Origin of the sequence: Terrisporobacter muris (assembly GCF_024621905.1) — a bacterium.
GTDB lineage: Bacteria > Bacillota > Clostridia > Peptostreptococcales > Peptostreptococcaceae > Terrisporobacter > Terrisporobacter muris.
The window spans coordinates 1-5,917 of sequence record NZ_JANKBY010000227.1 but is presented as its reverse complement, the minus strand read 5'-3'; the positions used below and the strand labels follow the sequence as shown (position 1 = coordinate 5,917).

The window sequence follows — 5,917 nt, the reverse complement described above, 5'->3', positions numbered from 1 at the left end:
TTTCTTAATGCTAAAAAAGAGCTATTGGAAAACAATGTTTATTGTTTTCCAATAGCTCTTTTTAATATATTAAAGACACTACTTTATTTAATATATTAAATTATTAACTAAGCTAATAATTCTTTTTCTTCTATTACTTTTTTTGCTTCATCTTTAGCTATTGCTATTTCATCAAAAGGTAACTTTTCTCCATTTATTAATTGGTATTTTTCATGACCTTTTCCTGCAAATACTATCATATCTCCTTCTTGAGCATTTCTAATAGCATATTTTATAGCTTCTTCTCTATCTGCTATTTTTATTACTTCACAAGAAGATCCTTCAAAAGATTCTGCTATATCATTTATTACATTCATAGGCTCCTCATAGTCTGGGTTATCTGATGTAAGTATTGCTAAATCACATTCACGAGCAGCCACATCACCTAGTTCTTTTCTTCTTATCTCTGTTCTTCCACCTACTGAACCAAATAAGCATACTAACCTTTGGTGATCGTAATTTTTAAGTGTTTGTAATATATTTTCTAAACTAACACCATTGTGAGCATAATCAACAATTACTGTTGCATAAGGAAGAATTGATAAAACTTCTACTCTACCACTAACTTTGGCATTTTTTAATGCATCTATCATTATCTCTCTTTTTACATCTAAATATTTGCACACCGCTATAACTGCCAGTGCATTATAGATACTAAAAGTTCCTGGAGAACATATAAAACATGGGAAAGTTTCAAATCTAGTATTACAATCAAAACTTACACCAAGAGAGTCTATCTCTTTTGAGTATCTTATATTATTTGCAGTTAAATCTGCATTATTTTCTATAGCAAAAGTCTCTACATCACAAGTTGCTGCTTTTATTATATCTTTTGCATATTCATCATCCACATTTATTATTCCATGCTTAGCCATTTTAAACAATCTTGCTTTACATTGTAAATAGTGTTCAAATGTTGGATGCTCCTTTGGACCTATGTGGTCTGGGGATAAGTTTGAGAATATTGCTACATCAAAATCAACATCTTCTACTCTATTTTGCATTATTCCACCAGAAGAAACTTCCATAGAAACACATTTTACCCCATTATCTAACATTTTTCTAAATATTCTGTGTAACTCATAGCTTTCTGGAGTAGTATTTGCAGTAACTTCATAAGTTCCATTAAAGAAAGTCCCATTAGTTCCTATTACTCCAGTATTAACTCCAGATTCATTTAAAACAGTAGCAATATAATTTGTTATAGTTGTTTTTCCCTTAGTTCCTGTAACACCTATTATTTTTAATACATTAGAAGGTTTTTCAAAAAAGTTATGTGATATTCTTGATAAACTGATTCTGCTATCTTCAACAAATAATTTCACTGCATCACATGGCAATTCCATAACAGATTTATTAGATTCCATTCCTTTTTGTAGTAAAAATACTCTAGCTCCATTATCATAAGCATTTTTCACAAATCTATGGCCATCTACAGTTTCTCCAATAAGAGCAACAAATATAAAACCTTCTTTACAGCTTCTAGAGTTATATGCTATATCTTTTATTTCAATTTCATTAATTTTTTCTAAAGGTAAGTTAGATGTAAAGCTTACATCTTCCATTAGTTTAAATAACTTCATAATATACTTCCTCTCTAATTTTAAAAATAGAGTAGGTAACCTACTCTATTTTAGTTTTCTTCCACTTCTTACTATAGTTTCTCTAGCAAGAACTTCTAGGGAATCTATATAAAAATTTCCATCTAATTCATTGTCATTTTTTAATATTGATAATTCTGTACAGCCAAGAATAACTCCATCACAATCATTTTCTTTTAAATAATCAACTATGGAATTAAACTTGTCCATGTCAGCTGGTTTACCACTTTTTATGTCATCATAAATTATTTCCATTACTTTAGACTGTCTATTTTCATCTAATGTTAAGTATTTCATATCATACTTCTCACACATATTTTGGTATAAGCTAGTTTTTATATTTCCAGTAGTAGCAAGAATACCTAGTTTTTTGTGATTAGTAGCTTTAGCATGTTTTATGGTTTCTTCTACTATATTTACTAAAGGTAAATTAACACTTCTTGCTATTTTTTCATAGAAGTAATGGGCTGTGTTGCATGTCATCACAATAAAATCCACACCATATTTTTCTAATTTTTTTGCATCATCTATTAATATATTTGATGGGTCTTCATCAGAACTTCCAACTATAAAAGCTGTTCTATCTGGTGTAGTCGCTCTATTTGTTATTATCATATCCACATGTTCTTGGTCAGTCTTTGCATCTGTCATATTTACAACCATATCATAAAAATATACAGAAGCCATAGGTCCTAGGCCGCCTAAAACACCTACAGTTATATTTTTCATATTATCACCAATCTACTTGCAATATTTTTTAAATTTTCTAAATTGATTTACATAGTATAAGAATATATACCATCTTCTTTTAAAATTACCTTTTAAGTCAGCTTCATATCCAAATGATGTAGCAGATTTTCCTGCAGCATCTAATTGTTTACATTTGTTAACTAACTCTTGATTTTTAACATATTTATAAACTACTTCTTTTGGTATACATCTCCAGAAGAAAGGTTCTTTTTGTATTTTTAAATCTAACTCTTTATTGTAAACTCTATCTTCCACAACAAATTTAGCTATGTTATTTCCTGAAGATGTTACATAGTAGTTACTTCTACCTTGTCTTAAGTTTATTTCAAATACTTTGTATTTATTATCTCTTGCATCATATTTTATATCAAAGTTTGAATATCCAGTATAGTTAATACTCTCTAAGAAGTTTCTGAATTTATTCATAACTTCTTCGTCATATTCAGTAATGATTGCAGCATGATTTCCTATTCCCTTTGGAGTATGTTCTTCTAATAAAACATGTCCTAAACATTGCATTTTAACTTTACCATTTTGATCTGAGTAGCAAGTTAAAACTCTCATATGTGAGTCATCTCCAGGTATGAAATCTTGAACTATCATAGATTTTTCATAACCATGAGAATATATTTTTTCTATTTCTCTTTTAAATTCTTCTTCATCTTGTATAAGATAAGCTTTGTTCATTCCTTCGAAAGCATTTTGGAAGAATGATATACTATCAGATGCTTTTAATATAACTGGATAGTTAAATCCAAAGTCTCTTATTTCATCACCTTTATTGTATATATATGTTTTTGGATAATCTAATCCATATTCTTCACACATATTGTAGAATAATTCTTTTTCTATTAACTTATCTTTAAGTTCTGCACCTATATAAGGTACTATATATTTTTCTGATAAAACATCTCTATAATCTATTATTAATTCTGCATACTCATCAGTACATCCGTGAATTATAAGTTTTTTATTTGGCTCAGAAAGTTCATCTGCAGTTTTTAATAAAACCTGTATAAACTCATCTTTATTTCCCATATTAGGGTCTACTCTAAAATCTATTATATTACTATCCTTTGTTGCTCCAAGTAGCATTTTCCCAAAAGCTATTGATTTAACTCCATAAGCTTCATGATAAGCTCTTGCAACAGAGTAACAGTTTATATCTCCACCAACCAATACAGGTTGAATTTTAATCTTATCCACTTCATCCACCTCTTATTCTTTTTAAATACATTGGTTATTATACTTTATTTCTTACAATCTGTCAAAAAAATGACTATTTCAAAATACGTGTAATGAGTTGAAATTTCAAGATTTCTGCTAATGCTTCTTTACTTTATGTAGTATAATTTCTATCTTCTTTTTTATTATTGCTTACATATTTAAAAATATAATACTTTTTATAAACTAAAAAAACTATCTCTCTTAATATTTTTAAGGAGATAGTTTTTTTAATTTATAAGTTTTGCTTTTCTTTTATTAAACCTTTTTTATAAGCGATTATTAACATTTTCAAATCATTTACCTCTTGTTGAATTTTCATACCATCATAGGTGTCTCTTACAAACATTCTATTTGCTCTATTTTCAACTATTATAGATGTAGATAATATATCTTTTTCATATAAAATAGAATCTTCAGCTGATGAAAAAGGTTCATGTGATACAAGTTGCATCATTTGAGAGTTATATATTAATGTATATCCTGCTATTCCTGTTTTTCCTTGATAAGCTCTAGAAAATCCACCATCAATAGCTAGAATTCTTCCTCCAGCTTTTACAGGACTTTCACCATTTTTACTTTTTACTGGTACATGACCATTAATTATATGGCCACTTTGAAAATCTAGTTCAAACTCATCAAATATATTCTTCAAAACTTCATCTTCTTCTCGTAAAGTATAATATGGATTTTTATTTTCTTTTTGTGCTTCTTTTTCAGCTATAAAATATCTTTCATAAGTTGTCATGTCATCTTTTCCAAATAAGGATGAACATTTTCCTGTCCATAAATACCACATCATATCTTTGCCATATTCTTTTTCTGGATGGTTTTTATCAAAGAAATAGCCCTTTCTAATGTAAGATTCCATCTTATCCATCAGCTCTCTACCTTTATATTCTTTATTGTCAATTTTCATAGACATAAAATCTCCATCATCAGTTAAAGGTATACAACCATGAACTAGTAAATTACCATTAGTTTTTAAATAGATACTTCCCTTTGAAAATAAAAATCCCACATGTTTTTGTAGTTTATCACTGTTCTCAAAAGATGTAGCCAACTTTTCTATTACTATTTCTTCTCTCGGCGTTAATTTATAAGGATCTTTCGGATCTATTGTTGGAAAATTAGTATCTTTTAATTTATAAGTTTTTCCTTTAAGTTCTATTGTTCCTTCATCATAGTTTACCTTGCTTAATAATAATCTATGATCCATTTCAAACTCCGGTCTTCTTTTAATTATTTCTGCCTCTAGCTTAAACTGAATTATACTAATTGCCTTATGCATTTTCGCTATTAGTGATTTTTCTGTTGTAGAAGCTTCATCATCACTCATTTTTGGCATAAACTCTACACAAGGGTCATCTTTATATACTTCTAAAGCAAATGTTGCAAGAGGTAATATATTAACTCCATAAATATCTTCTACTATGTCTAAGTTGGCATATCTAGCAGATATTCTTATGGCATTTGCTACACATACTTTTTGGCCTGCTGCAGCCCCCATCCATAAAATATCATGATTTCCCCATTGTATATCCACATTGTGATAATTCATTAAAGTGTCCATAATAACATCGGGTCTTGGCCCCCTATCGTAAATATCTCCAACTATATGTAATCTATCTATAACAAGCTTTTGTATTGCTTTAGATACCTCTATAATAAACACTCTTGCCCTATCAATTTCTATTATGTTATCTACTATACTTTTATAATACTCATCTTTATGAGGGCTAGATGAATCTGGGTGCAATAGTTCCTCTATAATATATTTGAAATCTTCTGGAAGGAACTTTCTTACTTTTGATCTTGTATATTTACTAGAAGCATATCTTAAAAGCTCAATTAATCTATGAATAGTTATTCTATAGAAATCCTCTATCTCTTTTTGACTTTCTTGTTTTTCAATTAAATCTAGTTTTTGTTCTGGATAATATACAAGAGTAGCCAGCCTTCTACGTTCACTTTCTATCATAGAATTGCCAAACAATTCTTCTATTTTTCTTTTAACTACTCCTGACGCATTTTTTAATACATGAACAAAAGGTTCATATTCTCCATGAATATCTGACAGAAAATGTTCTGTACCTTTTGGAAGATTTAATATTGCTTTTAAATTTATAATTTCAGCGCTTGCTTTTGATATGCTTGAATATTGCTTCGATAATAATTTTAAATATTTAAGTTGGCTGTTTAAATAATCATCTGAAACTTCATATATTTCTTTCATTCAAAATTCCTCCATATTAATTTTATTACTAAAATAATTATAACATAGTTTAACAAATTAATTTTTT

At 28.4% G+C, this 5,917-nt stretch carries 4 protein-coding genes; all 4 read right to left on the bottom strand.

Annotated features, from left to right (window positions below; all coding sequences use genetic code 11):
- Positions 1-107 precede the first annotated feature (107 nt).
- Positions 108-1,622: a UDP-N-acetylmuramoyl-L-alanyl-D-glutamate--2,6-diaminopimelate ligase gene (locus tag NSA58_RS14490; protein ID WP_039678550.1), complete on the bottom strand. Its 1,515-nt coding sequence runs from the start codon at positions 1,620-1,622 to the stop codon at positions 108-110.
- 45 nt (positions 1,623-1,667) lie between these two features.
- A complete protein-coding gene (cuyB, locus tag NSA58_RS14485) occupies positions 1,668-2,369 on the bottom strand; it encodes a cysteate racemase (RefSeq protein ID WP_039678549.1) in 702 nt (233 codons plus the stop codon).
- 12 nt (positions 2,370-2,381) lie between these two features.
- Positions 2,382-3,596 (bottom strand): carboxylate--amine ligase, encoded by a 1,215-nt coding sequence (locus tag NSA58_RS14480; protein WP_039678548.1) that lies wholly within the window; start codon positions 3,594-3,596, stop codon positions 2,382-2,384.
- A gap of 253 nt (positions 3,597-3,849) precedes the next feature.
- A complete protein-coding gene (locus NSA58_RS14475) occupies positions 3,850-5,850 on the bottom strand; it encodes a fructose-bisphosphatase class III (RefSeq protein WP_039678547.1) in 2,001 nt (666 codons plus the stop codon).
- Positions 5,851-5,917: the final 67 nt, after the last annotated feature.